Consider the following 16,939-nt stretch of genomic DNA (forward strand, 5'->3'; position numbering starts at 1 on the left):
TGTTATAATAAGTGAACTAATTTGTAAAGGCAGGTGCGTTACGTGCAGTTAAAGCGCTTGGAAGCGTACGGATTCAAGTCATTCGCCGAGCGGATCGTTGTTCAATTCGATCAGGGAATTACCGCCGTCGTGGGACCGAACGGGAGCGGCAAGAGCAATATCACGGATGCCGTGCGCTGGGTTCTCGGCGAACAGAACATCCGTATGCTGCGCGGCCTGCGCTCTGAGGATATTATTTTTTCCGGTTCTGCTGCACGTCGTGCGCTCAGCGTTGCGGAGGTCGTACTGGTCTTTGACAATTCGGATAAAAAATTGCCGATTGACTATGAGGAGGTTGTCGTAAAGCGCCGCCTTTATCGGAATGGTGACAGCGAGGTCTATTTAAATGATTCACGCTGCCGTATCAAGGACATCTACCAGCTCTTTGCGGATACAGGAATCGGTCATGACGGTATGAGCATCATCGGGCAGAACCGGTTGAATGACATTCTGGACAGTCGTCCTGAAGATCGTCGGGTGTTCTTTGAGGAGACGGCGGGCATCACGAAGTACCGTGTGCGCAAGCAGGAGGCACTGCGGAAACTGCGCGAAAACGATGGCGATCTTGTGCGTCTGAAGGATATTATGTATGCACAGGAAGCAGAACTCAAGCCGCTTGCCGTGCAGTCGGAAAAAACGATGCAGTTTCGCCGGCTCGATGAAGAACGGCAGAAATATCAGCTCACTACACTTATACAACAGCATGAAAAACTTGTGCAGGAGCAGGACAAGATCACACAGACGCTGAATATCCATCGTGACGAAGAGGCACGAGAAATGTGTGCGCGCAGGGAAGCCGAAGCGAAGAAAGATGTGCTGGAGGCAGATATTGCGCTGATTGACGGGTGTATGCAGAAGAATGAGCGAAAGCTCCACAGACAGCAGGAGAAACTGGATGCGTTCCGGCAGGAAGAATCCCTCATCCGAGGGCGGCAGGATCAAGGCTGCAAGCGCAAAACAGACTTCGAGGGGATGCGTTGCTCTGCCTACGCAAAGAAGCAGGCAACGGAGCAGGAGATTGCACAGATTGACGCGCTATTGTCACAGCAGAGGAATGAGATACAGGAGAAACAGGCGGATCAGACAAACATACGGAAGAAAATCATCCGTGTGAAATCGAACCTCTCTGATGAGGAGAAAACGATGGCGCAGCACGTGTCATCGCGCATTGCCGTACAGCGTGTAATAACGCGTCTCCGGGAACGACTTGCCGTTGCGCGGAACGCTGTGGATCAGGGAGCGGAGAGCGAAACGCATCGGCAGGCGGACATTGAGCACCGCCGCGCACTTCTTGCAGCAGTACAGACGGAATGTGCAAGCAAAAAAGATGCGATCGCACTCTCCGAGAAGAATTTGAAGGATTTATTGCAGGAACAGGATCGCCTTCATTCAAATATGGAGGAACTGCGTCGCACGATTGAACGTGATGAGGTGCAGAGCCGAAAGTTGGATGCGGATCTCCTTCGGATTCGACAAAATCTCGACTTTCAACAACGATTACAGGACAGCTATGAAGGCTTCGGACGTGATGTGCAGACCGTCCTACAGGCGACGGAGGAGTGGCGGAGCAGGGTCGCGGGAGCGGTCGCCGATCTCATCCACATCCCGGAGCGCTATCTTACGGCAATCGACGTGGCGCTTGGCGGCAGCGTGCGCAACATCGTCACAGAGGATACAGATACGGCAAAGTCTGCCATATCATATTTGAAGAAAAAGAACGGTGGACGTGTCACCTTCCTTCCGCTGACGACGATTACCGTGCGTCCTTCGCGTGCGGTCAACCTCGGACGCTATCGTGGTGTCATTGGATGGGCAAATACGCTCGTTCAGACAGAAAGAAAATTTCAGAAGGTCGCGGATCATTTGCTTTCCCAGACGCTTGTGATGGAAACTTTGGATGAGGCTCTGATTGCAGCGAAAGAGGAGGGGTATCGCCTCCGTATCGTTACCCTTACAGGCGAACTTCTGAACCCCGGCGGTTCTCTCTCCGGCGGCGGACGCAAGAAAGAGCGATCTGCACTGCTGAATCGACGTACAGAGATCGAGACACTGCGCGTCCGTCTGCAGGAGCAGACGGACGCATGTCAGAAGCTGAACTTCTCCTTGGAGAGGCAACGGCAGCTGCTCAAGGAAAAGAGCAAGGAATCTGTGATCAAGAGATCTGCGACAGATCGTCTGCGGCAGGAACTCATAGAACTGCACGGAAAATGTGACATATTAAAGGAGCGCATTGCAGATCAGACGAATGCCGTTCAGGAGATGGAACATGCGGAAGAGGAACGTCTTACAAACGGTGCGAAGCTCATGCAGATACAGACGCGTATGGAACGCTACATTTCCATGTGTGAAGAACATGAGGAACGTTTTGCACAGGCAGCTGAACAGTGTAGTAAAAGGTGCACAGAGCTCCAAAACGAACAGCGGAGATATGAGAAGCAGGAACACGCATTGGATATTTCTATCGCCGCTCTTTCGGCTGAGATCGAAACACACATGCGCAACCGTGAATCCCGCACATTTGACCATATAGAGGCGGAAAAAACGTTGAAGGACATTAGCGCGCAGGACGCGCGCCTTGCCGATGAACTGCAAAAGGACAAGGTGCGCCTTGCTGAACTGACGAGCGAGATTGAGCGTCATGATGCGGTGTTCCAAAAACGTGAAAGACGCGGCAAAGAGCTGAAGGATCAGAGATTGGCGCATGAGGCTGAGAGCCGGATGTTGGACAGTGCCATCAAGAGTGCTGTTGCACGGATTGAGGATATCCGTGCCAAGCAGCATCGGTGTGACAACAGTCTGGAGGGCATTCGCATACGTCTTGAGGATTGCCGTGGCTCACTCCTTTCGGATTTTGGACTGACACCTGAGACTGCGGTCTCACAGATTGTGCAGGATGTGGAACCGGATGTTTTGAAAGAACGTCTGCATTCGCTGGATGCCGCCATTCGTGCGCTCGGTTCTGTGAATCCCAACGCTGTTGAGGAGTATGCGGAGAAGAAGGCGCGGTATGAAGAGGAAGAAAAGCAGGTCGCGGATCTGATCGCTGCAAAACAGGACATCGAACAGATCATCCAAAAGATTGATCAGGACATGACACGCACGTTTCGCGAGGCATTCCGCCGAATCCAGGAGTATTTCAATGAAATTTTCGTACGGCTCTTTGGTGGCGGCATTGCGGAATTGCGTCTGACCGATAAAGACGATATACTGAGCAGTGGCGTTGAGATTCTTGTGACACTGCCTGATAAGAAACGGCAGAACCTGTCTGCTCTTTCGGGCGGCGAGCGTGCGCTTACCGTCATCGCCTTGCTCTTTTCGTTCCTACGTTATCGTCCCTCACCATTTTCTATTTTGGACGAGATCGACGCACCTCTGGATGAGGCGAACGTTTCCCGTTTCGGTGCGTTTTTGCAGGAGTTTGCAAAACATACCCAGTTTATCGTGGTGACACACCGCAAGGGGACGATGCGTGCAGCGGATACGATGTATGGTGTTACGGTTGAGGATGCGGGCGTTTCCAAGGTTCTCTCCATACGGTTGAAGGATTATGAAGCGGAGCAGACCGCATAACGCAGAAAGGAGTTATTGTGGGATTCTTTGATCGGCTCAAAAAGAGCCTGACAAAAACACGAGAGAACTTCACACATAATATCGAGCGACTGATCATCGGATATGCTGACATCGACGATGATCTCATTGATGATCTTGAGGAAACACTGCTGATGGCGGATGTTGGCGTAAAGACCACGGAGACGCTCATTGCGGCGGTTCGTAAGGGGATCAGGCAGAAGGAAATCCGCACACCTGAGGATCTGATTCCGTTTTTGGAAAAGGAAATTGTACGTATCCTTGAGGCGGGTGAAAACACCTTCCACATGGCGGAACATGGACCTACGGTACTGCTCGTAGTCGGTACGAACGGTGTCGGCAAGACAACGACCATCGGCAAATTGAGTGCTTACTATCACAAACAGGGGAAATCTGTGCTCCTCGCAGCAGCAGACACCTTCCGTGCGGCTGCCATCGATCAACTTGAGATCTGGGGCAAGCGTGCCGGTGCGCAGGTCATCAAGCATGACGAAGGATCGGATCCTGCTGCGGTTGTCTTTGACGCGCTGCAGGCGGCTCAGGCACGAAATATTGACATTGTCATTGTCGATACGGCGGGACGGCTTCAGACAAAGTCCAATCTCATGCAGGAACTCGAAAAGATCTACCGCGTAATCGGGCGGGAGATACCGGGGGCACCTCATGAAACGCTGCTTGTTCTCGATGCAGGGACGGGGCAGAACGCGATTAGCCAGGCAGAACTCTTTACACAGGCGGCTTCTGTTTCCGGTGTTGTTCTTACAAAATTGGACGGAACGGCAAAGGGCGGCGTAACCATTGGCATCAAGTCCCAGCTCTCCATTCCAATCAAATGGATTGGGGTAGGGGAGGGGATGGATGATCTTCGTCCTTTCCAAGCGGAGGACTTTGTGCGCGCTCTGTTTGTAAAACGTGTCGACGAAACACAGGAATAATGACTTGTATATGTTTGATGAAAGGGGATCCGCCATGTATGAGGATCTTGTAGAAGTGAAATGCAGCAGTGAGAATATCTTTGACGGGACGCTGCTTCATGTACGCAGAGATATGGTGCGTCTGCCGAACGGGAAGGAATCTGTGCGCGAGTGGATTCACCATCCGGGGGCAGCTGCTGTACTGCCTGTTCTGCCCAATGGAAATGTGATCTTGGTGCGCCAGTTTCGCTATCCTATTGGAAAGGTAACTCTTGAAGTTCCGGCAGGAAAACTCGACTTGGAGGGAGAAGATCCTCTGGACTGTGCACGTCGTGAGTTGTCCGAGGAGACCGGCTATACGGCACAGACCTATGATAAACTGACGATGATTGCGACGACGGTCGGATTTTCCAACGAATACATTCATCTGTATCTCGCACGGGATCTCTCGGTCGGTATGCAGCATACCGATGAGGATGAGTTTGTCAACGTTGTGCAAATGCCGTTTTCCGATGCGCTAGCGATGATAAAGACGGGAGAGATCATCGACTCGAAGACCATCATCTCACTCATGATGGCGGAAGAACGCCTACGTGGCTGACAATTGGGAGAAATGTATGTTCGGATTTGACTTTGAGGAGATGCTGCTCGGAATCCCCGGGCTTATCATTGCCATGACCTTTCACGAGTATGCACACGCACGTGCTGCCGTAGCGCTCGGGGATTTTACACCGCGCCTCATGGGGCGGCTGACGCTTGACCCCCGCGCACACCTTGACCCGATTGGTCTCGTTATGCTCTTTCTTGTACGATTTGGATGGGCGAAACCTGTGATTGTCAATCCACGTAATTTTCGCCAACCCAAACGAGATGACATCCTCGTGTCCATTGCCGGACCTGCGATGAATCTCCTCCTTGGGTTCATTGCATTCTACATGATATTGTTGATTCGTTCGCACAATGTTGATGTTTCTCCCATTACCTATGGGATTATTCAGATGATCTTTGTCTACAATGTCAATTTTGCGATCTTCAACATACTTCCCATCCCACCACTTGATGGATCGCACATTCTTAGAAATCTTCTTCCACCCGATCTTGCCTATCGCTACCAGTCCATTGAGCGTTACAGTTTGCTCATTATGATTGTATTTATTGCAACACCGTTATTGAGCGTTGTCCTTATGCCGCTCTTTCAGTTGGTGTACAATGTCTACAAGGTTCTTGGCAGCATCCTCCTGTTTTAGGACACACTATGGCGACAGACTATCTTGTAAAATTGGATGCGTTTGAGGGACCGATGGATCTTCTCATGCATCTGATCGAAAAGAATAAAATTGATCTTTATGATATTCCAATTGCCAATCTGACACGGCAGTATCTCGACTACATCGATACGCTGTACAAATTCGATATCGAATATGCGAGCGAGTTTTTGGTAATGGCGGCGACACTCTTGCGGATCAAGTCGCGTATGCTTCTGCCAAAGATCCATGCGGAAGAGGAGACGGACGAAGATCCGCGCATGGAGCTTGTGGAGCGACTGCTTGAATACAGACGTTTCAAAGAGGTGTCAACCATTCTCTTCTCGCTGAACGATGCGCAGAGCCCCTATGTGGAGCGTGCCCCGATGCCGCTTCCGACACATCGCCTACCCATGGCGGGGCTTTCAGCTGAGGCTCTTATGCGGATTTTTTTGGATGTACAGCGCATTCATGAGAATCCTTTGATCCCGGCAATCGTCGTGTCCGCTGAAGAATACCGTGTGCAGGACAAGATGACGGATATTCTCGCATTGCTGCGCAGCAGGAACGGCAGGATCAAGTTGAGTGATGCCTTTCCTACGGGGGCGCGTGAAGAACTGTTGTCTGCATTCTTGGCAATTTTGGAGCTTGCCAAGATGCAGTTGGTCTATCTGTCGCAGGAACATCTTTACTATGAAATTGTGATTTCGGAAAAGGAGGGAAACCGTGCAGCCTCTTAGTCGGGCAGGTATTTTGGAAGCGGTGCTGTTTGCTGCCGGTACACCTCTCTCCGTACCCAAGATTTCTGAGATTATCGAGATTCCCGAATGGGAAGTGCAGGAAACGCTGACACAGCTGGAACAAATTCTGTCGAAGAGGGAAAGCGGTATATTTTTGCGCAGATCCGCAGGGGGCTATCAGCTTGTAACGCATCCGAATGCGTTTCCGTGGGTGAAAAAACTATCGGAAACCGTGCAGCCGACGCTGTCCTCCTCGGCGATGGAGACGCTTTCCATTATTGCCTACAAGCAGCCGATTACAAAACAGGAAGTGGAGCACATTCGTGGCGTTCGTGCGGAACGCTCGATCGGACGCCTGCTTGAACTTGAGCTGATCTGTGAAATGGGGCGCAAGCAGGTGGTCGGTCGACCAATTCTCTATGGGACAACGGATCTGTTTCTACGCGCATTTGGATTGGAGCAGCTGTCGGATCTTCCTGCGCTGCCAAATTTGGATGATGTGAAGGATACACTGGACGATGATCAACTGCGTCTTTTCGAGGAGATGCATGCCGCGACAGACACGATAGATCATAATGAGGCGCATAACGATGTCGAAGTGTGAGATCAGCAGAACTCTGTATATGTACATACTGCAAAGGATTGAATTGATTGGTTGAATTACTCGCTCCTGCGGGAACAACGGAAGCGTTTCTCGCTGCTGTCGAAAACGGTGCGAACGCCGTCTATCTGGCGGGAAAAATGTTCGGTGCACGAGCCTACGCCTCCAACTTCGATGAAGATGCGATGGCGGAGGTCATTCGTCATGCGCATCTGAAAAATGTGCAGGTTCATGTTGCGGTCAATACGATTGTTGACAGCGAAGAACTTCCGCAATTAAAAGAATACCTTTCCTTTCTCTACGATGCAGGAGCAGATGCAATTCTTTTGCAGGATCTCGGTGCTGTCCGTCTGGCAAAGGAGATCGTGCCGCAAATGCCGCTTCATGCAAGCACGCAAATGACGGTACATAATATTGCCGGAGTTCAGGCGTTGGAAGAACTTGGATTCTCACGTGTTGTACTGGCTCGTGAACTCTCCATTGCGGAGATTCGGGATATTTGCAAAAAAAGCCGCATCGAGATTGAGACCTTTGTGCACGGTGCTCTCTGCGTGTGTTACTCCGGACAGTGCCTGATGAGCAGCATGATCGGCGGCCGCAGCGGAAATCGTGGGCGCTGTGCACAGCCCTGCCGTCTGCCCTATACGTTGGTTGATGCAAAGGGAAGTGACGTGCTCGGTGAATCCGCCGGCAACTTCCTTCTCTCCCCGCGCGATCTGAATGCAGTCGAACTCATTCCGCAGCTGCTTGATGCGGGCGTTGATTCCCTCAAAATCGAAGGGCGCATGAAGCGTCCGGAATATGTTGCGACGATTGTGCATACCTATCGCAAGGCGATCGACCACCACCTCAACCCTAAAAGGGATGCTGTCGATGATACGGATCGCGATCATCTGGCGCAGGTGTTCAATCGTGATTTTACAACGGCATATATGGAAAAGCGACAGGGTCGGTATATGATGAGTGACCGCCGTCCGAACAATCGCGGACTTCTGATTGGACGCGTCACGGCATATGACCACGCTGCGCAGATGGTTTCCGTGAAGCTTACCAGACCACTCGCCGTACACGATCAGGTAGATTTCTGGGTCAAGGTTGGTGGGCGTGTCAGTGCCGAGATCGAGCGCCTGTATGATCGTCGTGGAAAAGAATGTGCGGAGGCGTTTGCAGGGGATACGGTCTCCTTTGCCTTGCGCGGCAAAGTTCATGTCCATGATCGCGTATTCAAGGTCTATGATGCAAAACTCATGAATGCGGCAAGACACTCCTATGATGCCGACTCCTGTGATCGTATCCCGCTTCGTGCCGTTCTCCGTGCGCGACTTGGAGAAAAATTGCGTCTCTCCCTTACGGACGATGAGGGGAACACAGCGACGGCAGAAAGCGACTACATCGTTGTTTCGGCGAACAATCGGCCGCTCACGCTTGAGACCGCTAAAAAGCAGATGGAGCGTCTTGGTACGACATTATTTTCTCTTGCAGATCTTTCCTGTGATATGGATGACGCCGTGATGGTGCCGGTCAGTGCGCTGAATAATCTGCGCCGCTCTGCCATATCCACCTTGGAAAAACTGCGTACACAACACTTTGAAAAAAAACGAATCGCAACCGTGCATTTTGCACAAGAGAACGCAAAGGATACACCTGTACGTTCCTTGAATGTTGCCGCGCCACAGCCGGCAGCATTGATGGTTGCCGTTGATGATATGGAGACGATGAAGACTGCTGTTGCTGCCGGTGCAGACGGTATTCTCTACGGCGGCGATTCGTTTCGTGGAATGACACTCCAACCGAGGGATTATGCGGCGGCTTGGGATTATGCGAAGGAGTGCGGAATCCGCATCGACTACAACACACCGCGCATTGTACGAGGGGACGAACAGGCGGCTCTGATCCGCCTGTTTGAGAGCTTTGGAGAGAACTTGCCCGCAGCCCTGCACGTCCATCATATTGGAACGGCATATCTTGCGCGGGATCGTGTGCCCGTGACACTCCATGCGGATTATTCGATGATCTCCTATAATCCGTCTGCACTTCGGTTTCTGTATGCGCATGAATTCGGCGAGGCAACGCTGTCACCGGAACTCAACGGCAGACAGATGGAACGTCTTGTCAAGGATAGTCCCATTCCGCTCACCGTGGTTGTGAGCGGGCGTCTCCCGCTCATGATTTCGGAGTACTGTGTCTTGGGCAGCTTCCTCGGGGGGCTTGATACGGGAAAATGCTCCATGCCATGCCGCAGACAGGAATTTTTCCTCCGTGACCGCAAGAATGTGGATTTTCCTGTGATGACAGATCAGTTCTGTCGTATGCATATACTCAACAGCAAAAAGCTGTCCCTGCTGCCCTATGTGCATCAGATTCGGCGCATGGGGGTCGCAACCCTGCGGATCGAGGGACGCGGTCTTTCCAGAGGCGAATTGCAAAACAGTGTGCGACTGTATCGGGATGCACTCGGGCGCAAAGCCCCGCGCAGCGAGGAAGATGAGGAATATCTGCGTATGCAGGAGGGCAAAGACATTACGCGCGGGCATTATTTCCGTGGGATTTTATAAGAGGTACACATGGATACTGAGTCATTTAAGGTTTTGGAATACGGGAAAATCACAAATTGGCTTGCTTCGTTTGCCTTCACCATGTGCGGCAAGGAACTTTGTCGCAGCGTCATACCAAGTGGGGATTATGACGAGGTTGTGCATCTCCATCAGGAGACAGCGGAAGCGGTGCAGGTTCAACAGCTCCAGTCGCCACCGTTCGGCGGAATCTACGATCTGCGTACGCTTTTAAAAAAAGCGTCGATGGGGTCTATCCTTGAAATCGATGAACTGCGCACGGTCATGAGCACCATGGGGGGAATGCGAAATGTAAAGTATTTCTTTCGCGATCTCACACTGGATGTGCCAATCCTCAAAGAACAAGCAAAGCCGATTGAAATTCTCGGGATGGTAGAGCGCCATCTGAAGGACACCATCGACGAGCATGGAAATTTTCGTGATGATGCGAGCCCCGAACTGCGCAGGATTACGCGCGAACTGCATACGGCGCAGTCGCGTGTAAAGGATCGTCTGTCCGCAATTCTCCATGACGCGACAAATCAAAAATACTTTCAGGAAGCCATTGTTACCGTACGCGATGAGCGCTATGTCATTCCGGTCAAGCAGGAATACCGCAATTATTTTCCGGGCGTGATCCACGATCAGTCTGCCAGCGGAGCGACACTCTTTGTGGAGCCGCTTGCGACCGTGGAGCTGAACAATACCGTGCGGCAGATGGGGCTTGCACGAGAGCAGGAAATCCAGCGGATTTTGCAGAGGCTTTCGACTGAGATTGCACAGAATGCAGACATCCTTTTGGAAAACGGCACGATTCTCTCGGAGATGGATCTTATCTTTGCCCGTGCGGGGCTTGCGCGTGAAATGCAGGCGTATCCGCCCACATTGAATCAAAGCGGTGTTGTTCATCTGAAGAGGGCACGACATCCGCTGCTCCCGAAGGACAAGGTTGTACCGATTGACATTGAGCTTGGGCAGAACTTTTCCATTCTGCTGATTACAGGACCGAATACGGGCGGTAAAACTGTGAGCATGAAAACACTGGGACTTCTCTCTCTGCTCACGCAGTCCGGCTGCTTCCTGCCGACTGCACCCGATTCGGAGATTCCCGTTTATCGCAATATATATGCGGACATTGGAGACGAGCAGAGCATCGAGCAAAGTCTTTCCACATTTTCGGCGCATACGAGGAACATCGTCCGTATCATCGACAAGGCGGAGCAGGGCGACCTCGTCCTGCTGGACGAGGTCGGGGCGGGAACGGATCCGGATGAGGGGGCTGCTCTGGCGCGCAGCATCATTGCACATTTTTTGCAGCAGGGCATTGCTGTGGTTGCCACAACCCATTATGCCGTATTAAAAACCTATGCCTATGCAGAGACGGGGATTGAAAATGCTTCTGTCGAGTTCGATCTCAAGACACTGCGCCCGACCTATCGGCTTCTGATCGGGATTCCCGGGGCGAGCAACGCTTTTTCCATCAGCCGTCAGCTCGGTTTGCCGCAGGATATTGTCGCGCGTGCAGAACTCTATATCAGCGAGGAGCATACACAGTTCGAGAATGTTGTCAATGAACTTGAACAGGAAAAGAAAAACTACGAGATAAAAAATCGCGAACTGCGCAACAAAGAGGCAGAGATAAAATCCGTGGAGGCTCGTCTGCACGCTGAACGCGAAATACTTTCCAATACGCGACAGGAACTCCTGCACAAGGCACGCGAAGAGGCGAACAACATCGTTCGTGAGGCACGGCGCAACGCGGAAGAAACGATCAAATCCCTCAAAGAGCAGTTTGATGATCATGGAGTGAAAGAACGCCGTAAGGCGATACAGGAGGCAAGAAACCGACTGGACGAGGCGTATGTCCCCGGGCATATGCAAAGGGATGTGCCTCATGGAAAAACAATCCGTCCCGGCGATGTTCAGAACGGTGATATTGTTTATATTAAAAGTCTTGCACAGGAAGGGATCGTACTTTCTGTGCAAGGACAAGAACTCACCGTCCAGGTAGGCGGACTGCGCAGCATTGTCAAGATGAGTGCGTGCACATTTGTCACGCGAAAAAAACCAAAGAAGAATACTAAGGTGCATGTCGGAACGTCAATTGCGCAGAAAGCGTCAGAGATTCGACCGGAAATCGACGTGCGCGGCATGACCGTATTTGAAGCGGAGGCTGCTCTTGAGAAATTCATCGACGATGCTGTGTATACAGGTCTGTCAAAGATCCTCGTGATCCATGGAAAGGGGACGGGAGCTCTGCGAAAGGGGCTGCAGGACTACCTAAAGCAGCATCGGTCTGTTCTGACCTTTTCGTTTGCAGATATTTCCGAGGGAGGAACAGGTGCAACTGTTGTGGAATTGAAGTAAAGGTATCACTAATTCATTCAGCACCATCATATCTGTGCACCTTTTTGCCCATACATCGTCGGAAAATCCTCCCTGGAACACTGCTCTGTGTCTGATTTTCCACTGCATTCGGACAAAAATTCTGCGTCAAGCTGACGAATCATATTTTATCCGTGATTCCTACACAGACAAAATAGCCTTTTTCATAAAATATCCTTACAAAATTCTCAGTTTGTGATAAAATAAAGAAATTGGATGTAGCTAAGCACTGTGGAGGAAATCTGGACAGGAAGGTATCTATGCAGAAAAGCGAAAAGAAAGCGACAAAGAAGTCAAAAAGAGGCTCCGTTCTCGGAAAAGCAATTCTAGCCATAGGGCTGATACTGTTTGTCATGATTATCGGTGTCGGCTGCGGCTTTCTCACGGCAAGTTTGAATACCAGGCCGAATCTGGCAGAGGATATTGTACCACCTGCGTCGTCGCAGATTTATGACATCAACGGAAATGAGATCGCCAATATTCACGCCGCCGAAAATCGAAGGCCTGTCAGCATCCATGAGATTCCGAAAAATCTTCAGAACGCTTTTGTCGCAGTCGAGGACAACCGCTTCTATGAGCATATAGGCATTGACCCGCGCGGAATCATGCGTGCCATTTGGGCGAACATCCAGGGGCGTGAACTCACAGAGGGTGGATCCACCATCACGCAGCAGCTCGCAAAGAATGCATATCTGACACAGGATCGGACGTTCAAGCGCAAGGTTCAGGAGGTGTTTCTTGCACTACAACTCGAACGCCAGTATACGAAGCAGGAAATCCTCGAACTCTACATGAATCAGATCTATTTCGGACAGGGGGCATATGGCGTTCAAGCTGCGGCACGCACCTATTTTGGTAAGGATGTCAAGGATCTGTCACTGAACGAATGTGCCATGTTGGCGGGTATTCCAAAGAGTCCGAATTACTATTCTCCACTCAATGACATGGAAGCAGCGACCGAGCGAAAAGCTGTTGTCCTCGACCAGATGGCAAAATACGGCTATATTAGTCCTGGTGAGGCGAATGCTGCGAAAAAAGAACCACTCACTATTATAAAGAATACCGGTGATGGGGTCAAAGGTCCGTCCTATTTCGTTGACTATGTGCTGCAGCAACTTGCAGAAAAATACGGAGATGATGCCATTTATAAGGATGGTTTGAAGATCTACACAACCATCGATATGAACTTACAGGCAGCGGCAGAGAATGCTATGCAGAATCTCCCTACATATTTTACCGATGCAAACGGTATTGTACAGCCGCAGGGGGCACTGGTTGCCATCGACCCCCATACGGGATATATCAAAGCCATGGTTGGCGGTCGTGGAACAGACCAGTTCAATCGTGCCACACAGGCAGTACGGCAGCCGGGCTCGGCATTTAAACCATTCGTGTTCGTTGCGGCACTTGAGAATAAATATACGGCAGATTCCATCATTGACGATAAACCTCTAAAGATCGGTGGGTGGGAACCCCAGAATTATAGTCGCAATTTCTCCGGAAAGGTGCGTTTGCGCGATGTCGTACGTTGGTCATTAAATGTGCCAACGGTTCGAATTGCACAGGATATTGGCATTGATAAGGCGATTTACTATGCTCAGGAGATGGGGATATCAACCTTTGTCCTTGACGGTGCAACGAACGACCGCAATCTCGCGGTCGCACTTGGCGGTATGACGCGTGGTGTCACGCCGCTCGAACTCACAAGCGCATACGGTACATTTGCGAACCGCGGCATCCATGTCGAGCCGGTAGCCGTCATCCGCGTTGTCTCGCGCACGGGCAAGGTGCTTGAGGAAGTGCAGCGAAAGGAGAAAAGTGTCATTTCTTCAGCAAATGCCGCTACCATGACCGCGATGATGGAAGACGTTATTCAACGCGGTACAGGAACACGTGCCAACATCGGTCGTCCTGCCGCAGGAAAAACAGGAACAACAAGCGACTATCATGATGCATGGTTTGTCGGATATACCCCGGATCTGGTCGCAGGAGTTTGGATTGGAAATGACAGCGATGGTGATTTGCATGGAATGGCGGGAGGAACGACTCCCGCCGTTATATGGCAGACCTTTATGCTGAAAGCCCACGCAGGATTGCCCATACGTCATTTTGAGGGGGCGCCCTCCTTTGCCCCCTCATCGGATGATCCTCCCGTTGAAGATCATGAAAAAGAACAAGATCCAAAAAAGAAATCGGATATCCATGGGAAAGAAAATGGGACGAAGGGTGTTGCTGATACAGAAAAGAACAGCACTGCTGCCGCAAATACTGCATCCTCAACGCACACTCCATCGTCTGCAGCAGAAGCTCCTGAGCCTGGTATGGGCGTAGAAAAAGGGAAGAACTAAGAAAGAGGTAATAGATTGAATGCCATTGATATACTGAAGGAACGCGGTTTTCTCGCGCAGTGTACGGATGAGGAAGGTCTGCGCAACCTCTTCGGACAGGAGCAGGTTTCGTTCTATACCGGCTTTGACCCAACAGCGGACAGCCTTCATGCAGGACATCTGATCGCGCTTATGGCGATGTCGCATTTGCAAAGAGCCGGACATCGTCCCATTTGCCTTGTCGGTGGCGGAACGGGGACGATTGGCGATCCTTCGGGGCGTTCGGATATGCGCAAGGTGATGACCGATGAAACCATCCGTCATAATTGCGATTGTTTCCGCAGACAGATTGCCCGTTTCATTGACTTCACGGACGATCGGGCGATCATGGTGGATAACGGGGACTGGCTGCGTAAACTCAACTATATCGACTTGCTTCGCGATATTGGCGCACACTTTACCGTCAACCGAATGCTTGCTGCCGAGAGCTGTAAGCAGCGCTGGGAGAAGGGGCTGACCTTCCTTGAGTTCAACTATATGATTATGCAGGCGTATGACTTCATGGAGCTCAATGACCGCTACGGCTGTAAGCTTGAGATGGGCGGAGACGATCAGTGGTCCAATATCATCGCGGGTGTAGAGCTTTGCCGTCGCAAGAAGAATATTACGGTCTTTGGACTCACCAATAAACTCCTCACAAAGAGTGACGGAACAAAGATGGGAAAGACAGCGGGTGGGGCACTCTGGTTGGATGCCGAAAAAACGTCGCCCTATGACTTCTACCAGTATTGGCGCAATATTGATGATGCCGATGTCGAGACCTGTCTCTCGCTGCTCACGTATCTTCCGATGGATGAGGTTCGCCGCCTTGCCGCAGTCGAGGGGCATGAAATCAATCGATCCAAGGAGATTCTCGCATATGAGGCGACCAAGATCGTCCATGGGGAGCAGGAGGCACAGAAGGCGCAGGAAACAGCAAAGGCACTCTTTGGCGGCGGCGTATCGACAGATCTTCCACAGATTCGCGTAGAGATTGGTGAAAAGTTAGTAGATGCCCTCACGCGTGGAAAGGTGTTCCCTTCGAAGGGCGAAGCACGTCGCCTGATTCAGCAGGGGGGACTCACACTCAACGATGTGCGTGTTGCGGACGAGCATTATGTACTCAGCGAAGCAGATTTTTCCGATGGTACTGCGTTGATCAAAAAAGGAAAAAAGAAGCACTATCAGCTTGTTTATTGAGAAGGAGATCGGAACGATGTCAGGACATTCCAAATGGGCCAATATCAAACGCAAGAAGGGCGCGAACGACGCGATTCGCGGAAAAATTACAACGAAAATTGGACGCGAGATCACGATTGCCGTCCGCATGGGCGGCGGCGACCCGACGGGCAATATGCGTCTGAAACTTGCGCTTTCCAAGGCGAAGGCAAACAATATCCCGAAGGACAATATCAACCGTGCCATCCAGAAGGGACTTGGTGCAACCGAGGGAAGCAACTATGAAGAACTCTTTTACGAGGGGTATGGTCCCGGCGGCACGGCTGTCATGCTCGACATTTTGACGGACAACCGAAACCGCACGGCGGCCGATGTCCGTCATCTCTTCTCAAAGTATGGCGGCAATCTCGGTCAGGACGGGTGCGTTTCATGGATGTTCAAGAAGAAGGCGGTCTTTATTGTGGAGCGTGAGGCGTTTGACGATGAGGATGCCCTCCTTGAGATTGTTCTCGAAGCCGGCGCAGAGGATATGCGTTCGGAGGACGATGTCTTTGAGATTGTTGCCGAGCCGGAAGCCTTTGAGTCGATTGAGACCGCTCTCGGAGAAAAGGGAATCGAGACAGCATCTGCCGAGGTGACAATGGTTCCGGATACGACAGTTCATCTTGCCGATAAGGATGCTGAGAAGATGCAGACGTTGATTGATGCACTGGAGGACAACGATGATGTCCAGAACGTCTACAGCAACTATGAGATGGATGAATAAGCGGAGGATTGCTTATCGGAGTGCAGACGAGATGTCTGCACTCTTTTAAGAATAAGAAGATGTTAGTACTCGGTATCGACCCCGGAACTGCGATATGCGGCTATGGCTTTGTGGAACTAATCGGCTCACGGCTGCGTCCTCATGCCTATGGCGCAATTACAACGCCGTCGAAAATGGCGGTGGAGAAGCGTCTGTTGAAAATCCATACAGAACTCGAAATGCTGATTCGAAAGTATGCGCCTGATGCGATGGGGGTCGAACAGCTTTTTTTCAATCGGAATGTGACAACGGCGATTCCGGTCGGGCAGGCACGCGGCGTCGTACTTCTTACCGCCGCACAGAATAACATCATGGTTGTAGAGCGGACACCGCTGCAGGTGAAACAGTCTGTGACGGGCTATGGGAAGGCGACGAAGGAGCAGGTCATATACATGGTGACAAAACTCCTGAACCTTTCATCGCCGCCTCACCCGGATGATACCGCTGATGCGCTTGCGATTGCCATCAGTGCCGCGCATTGTGTGGACAGCATAGCATGGCGTAATCGAATGTAGATGAGGGAACA

The 16,939-nt window shown here is 51.3% G+C and carries 12 protein-coding genes; all 12 read left to right on the forward strand.

The window, feature by feature from the left end; all coding sequences use genetic code 11:
* Nucleotides 1–42: 42 nt before the first annotated feature.
* The 12 genes from smc to ruvC all read left to right on the forward strand — a co-directional run bounded on the left by smc (nucleotide 43) and on the right by ruvC (nucleotide 16,928).
* Entirely contained in the window at nucleotides 43–3,609 is a 3,567-nt protein-coding gene (smc, locus tag QU667_RS05415) for a chromosome segregation protein SMC (protein ID WP_304988285.1), read from the forward strand.
* 17 nt (nucleotides 3,610–3,626) lie between these two features.
* Entirely contained in the window at nucleotides 3,627–4,562 is a 936-nt protein-coding gene (gene ftsY, locus QU667_RS05420; RefSeq protein ID WP_304988286.1) for a signal recognition particle-docking protein FtsY, read from the forward strand.
* Nucleotides 4,563–4,596: 34 nt separating this feature from the next.
* On the forward strand, nucleotides 4,597–5,142 hold the full coding sequence (locus tag QU667_RS05425; RefSeq protein WP_304988287.1) for an NUDIX domain-containing protein: 546 nt from the start codon (nucleotides 4,597–4,599) through the stop codon (nucleotides 5,140–5,142).
* A 16-nt stretch (nucleotides 5,143–5,158) separates the two neighbouring features.
* Nucleotides 5,159–5,788: a site-2 protease family protein gene (locus QU667_RS05430; protein WP_304988288.1), complete on the forward strand. Its 630-nt coding sequence runs from the start codon at nucleotides 5,159–5,161 to the stop codon at nucleotides 5,786–5,788.
* 8 nt (nucleotides 5,789–5,796) lie between these two features.
* Entirely contained in the window at nucleotides 5,797–6,525 is a 729-nt protein-coding gene (locus QU667_RS05435) for a segregation and condensation protein A (RefSeq protein ID WP_304988289.1), read from the forward strand.
* Entirely contained in the window at nucleotides 6,512–7,129 is a 618-nt protein-coding gene (scpB, locus tag QU667_RS05440) for an SMC-Scp complex subunit ScpB (protein WP_304988290.1), read from the forward strand. Before QU667_RS05435 ends, scpB begins: the two co-directional genes overlap by 14 nt.
* Before the next feature lie 47 nt (nucleotides 7,130–7,176).
* Nucleotides 7,177–9,681, forward strand: coding sequence for a U32 family peptidase (locus tag QU667_RS05445; protein WP_304988291.1), 2,505 nt, complete (start codon nucleotides 7,177–7,179; stop codon nucleotides 9,679–9,681).
* A 9-nt stretch (nucleotides 9,682–9,690) separates the two neighbouring features.
* A complete protein-coding gene (locus QU667_RS05450) occupies nucleotides 9,691–12,045 on the forward strand; it encodes an endonuclease MutS2 (protein WP_304988292.1) in 2,355 nt (784 codons plus the stop codon).
* A gap of 278 nt (nucleotides 12,046–12,323) precedes the next feature.
* Nucleotides 12,324–14,411 (forward strand): transglycosylase domain-containing protein, encoded by a 2,088-nt coding sequence (locus tag QU667_RS05455; RefSeq protein WP_304988293.1) that lies wholly within the window; start codon nucleotides 12,324–12,326, stop codon nucleotides 14,409–14,411.
* A 15-nt stretch (nucleotides 14,412–14,426) separates the two neighbouring features.
* A complete protein-coding gene (gene tyrS, locus QU667_RS05460) occupies nucleotides 14,427–15,629 on the forward strand; it encodes a tyrosine--tRNA ligase (RefSeq protein WP_304988294.1) in 1,203 nt (400 codons plus the stop codon).
* Nucleotides 15,630–15,645: 16 nt separating this feature from the next.
* Nucleotides 15,646–16,374, forward strand: a complete 729-nt coding sequence (locus QU667_RS05465; protein ID WP_304988295.1) for a YebC/PmpR family DNA-binding transcriptional regulator — start codon at nucleotides 15,646–15,648, stop codon at nucleotides 16,372–16,374.
* Nucleotides 16,375–16,433: 59 nt separating this feature from the next.
* Entirely contained in the window at nucleotides 16,434–16,928 is a 495-nt protein-coding gene (ruvC, locus tag QU667_RS05470) for a crossover junction endodeoxyribonuclease RuvC (RefSeq protein ID WP_304988296.1), read from the forward strand.
* Nucleotides 16,929–16,939: the final 11 nt, after the last annotated feature.

Origin of the sequence: Selenomonas dianae, assembly GCF_030644225.1 — a bacterium.
GTDB classification, from domain to species: Bacteria; Bacillota; Negativicutes; order Selenomonadales; family Selenomonadaceae; genus Centipeda; species Centipeda dianae.

Coding starts and splice junctions, on each gene's coding strand:
- QU667_RS05450 (WP_304988292.1), top strand. CDS start 9,691: ATGGATACTGAGTCATTTAAGGTTTTGGAATACGGGAAAATCACAAAT.
- QU667_RS05455 (WP_304988293.1), top strand. CDS start 12,324: ATGCAGAAAAGCGAAAAGAAAGCGACAAAGAAGTCAAAAAGAGGCTCC.
- QU667_RS05435 (WP_304988289.1), top strand. CDS start 5,797: ATGGCGACAGACTATCTTGTAAAATTGGATGCGTTTGAGGGACCGATG.
- QU667_RS05425 (WP_304988287.1), top strand. CDS start 4,597: ATGTATGAGGATCTTGTAGAAGTGAAATGCAGCAGTGAGAATATCTTT.
- QU667_RS05465 (WP_304988295.1), top strand. CDS start 15,646: ATGTCAGGACATTCCAAATGGGCCAATATCAAACGCAAGAAGGGCGCG.
- QU667_RS05430 (WP_304988288.1), top strand. CDS start 5,159: ATGTTCGGATTTGACTTTGAGGAGATGCTGCTCGGAATCCCCGGGCTT.
- ruvC (WP_304988296.1), top strand. CDS start 16,434: ATGTTAGTACTCGGTATCGACCCCGGAACTGCGATATGCGGCTATGGC.